The sequence below is a fragment of the Nocardia barduliensis genome, from assembly GCF_013315795.1.
Taxonomy (GTDB): domain Bacteria; phylum Actinomycetota; class Actinomycetes; order Mycobacteriales; family Mycobacteriaceae; genus Nocardia; species Nocardia barduliensis.
Genome location: NZ_JABLTE010000249.1, coordinates 1 through 1,827, shown reverse-complemented (window position 1 = coordinate 1,827; position 1,827 = coordinate 1). Strand labels below are relative to the sequence as shown.

The following is a 1,827-nucleotide window of genomic DNA, read 5'->3' as shown; positions in this document are numbered from 1 at the left end:
CTTAGCTCCACCATAGGGTCACTACTAGAACCCGGGGCTGAATGAACGCCCTGGAGTAGGACCCCTACTCCTCCCTTCATTCGGGAGTTGCCTGATTCAGGAGCATCCCGGCTTGTCTTGTGCCGGGTTGCGCCGCATGTTCCTGCTTGTGCCCGTTGGGCGGCGTGTAGCTGTCCGAAGGGTTCGTGCAGGCGGTGGCCGTTGATCTGCTCGTCGTCGATGTAGAGCTGTTGGAAGATTGCCTGATTGAACAGGCGGCGCTGGTGTTCGTTGCAGCGGCGATACAGTTCTTGGGGGTTCTCCAGCAGTGTGAGCGCGGCGTCGATGAGTCGGGCGCTGGATGACAGGTCTTCGGTCGTTGTTGCCAGGCGTTCGGTCAGTCGTCGCCGTTGGTGGGCGATGTCGCGGAGTTTGGCTTTGATCTTGGGCTGCGGAAGGGTGGCGTCGGCTGCCAGGTCGATGAGGTTCTCTTCCTGGGCGTCGAGTGCCTGCAGTTCGGTGGTCAGTTGTTTCTGGAGGAGTCGGTCGGCGGTCTCTTGAGCGTTGATGGCTTCGGCGATCTGGTTGCGGATGCTGGTGATGAAGTCGCTGCGGAATCGGATCGTCGCGTAGTGCGCCTCGACGGCGTCTTCGACAAGGGCGACGTTGATGTGTGGCGCGTTGCAGGTGCCCTTCTGTTTGTTGCGGCAGAAGAAGTAGAGGTATTCGTTGCCGTGTCGGTTGGTTGTTCGCTGGATGATCATCCGCCCGACGGTCCCGGTCCGCTGGCAGCGTCCGCAGAACAGTGACCCTTTGAGGTAGTGGTGGTGGACGCGTCGGCGTTCGTGGGCGTTGGTCCGGGATTCGAGGATCTCTTGGACGTTGTCGAAGAGGTTCTCGTCGATCAGCGGCTCGTGTCGGCCCTGCATCTCCTCGCCCTTGTAGATGACGTAGCCGAGGTAGTAGCGGTCGCGCAGCATCGTCGAGAGCTTGTTTTTGGATACTCGTTGGGCGGGGTGGCGGTGGGTCGGTCGGGTGCGCAGTCCGCGGTCGTAGAGTTCCTCGGATAGTTCGTCGAGGGTGTAGTCGCCGGTGGCGTACAGCTGGAACGCGAGCTGGACGAGCGGTGCGCGTTCGGGGTCGACGCCGATGGTGCGGATCTCGCGGCCGTCGAATCGGTCGAAGATGTTGAGGTACCCGAGCCGGGCGCGGCCGAGTGTGCCGCCGTTGCGGGCTTTCTGGCCCATCTTGTAGGAGATGTCGGCGCCGGACTCGCGGGACTGGTACTCGTTGAAGGTGGCGAGGATGCCGTGCATGAGCTGGCCGACCGGCGAGTCGTCGATGGATTCAGTGGCGGAGACCAGGGTGACGTTTCGCTTGCGGAGGTCGGCCATGACGATGGCGTCGTCGAACCGGTTTCGGGCCATACGAGACAGTTTGTAGACGATGACGTAGTCGACGTCTTGATGGTTTCGAATTCGAGCGAGCAGTTTTTGGAACTCGACTCGTTTCGACATTTCGGTCGCACTCCGGCCAGGCTCGATGTATTCGTCGACGATGGTCAGGCCGAGTTGATTTGCCTTGTTCTGGCAGGCGACACGTTGAGCGGGAATCGATATGCCTTCCGGGTCGTAGTCTGTCTTGAACTGCCCCGGCGATGAGACACGTAGGTAGATGACAGCACGGTCGCCCGCCTTCAAAGGTGCTGGCAGTGATGGGAGTTCGGATGCCAAGTCGTCATCCGCATCGTTCCCCGGGCCTACGTACGCGCTCACCATGGAGATTCCTTATTCTCGACGTCACGGTATTTTCGCGATCGATATTATTATGATTCGACAGAGGGTGTTA

At 60.3% G+C, this 1,827-nt stretch carries 1 protein-coding gene; it reads right to left on the bottom strand.

Annotated elements, in window-relative coordinates; all coding sequences use genetic code 11:
• A partial coding sequence (locus HOV91_RS38995; RefSeq protein ID WP_051047099.1) for a recombinase family protein occupies positions 1-1,757 on the bottom strand: 1,757 nt, incomplete at its 3' end.
• Positions 1,758-1,827: the final 70 nt, after the last annotated feature.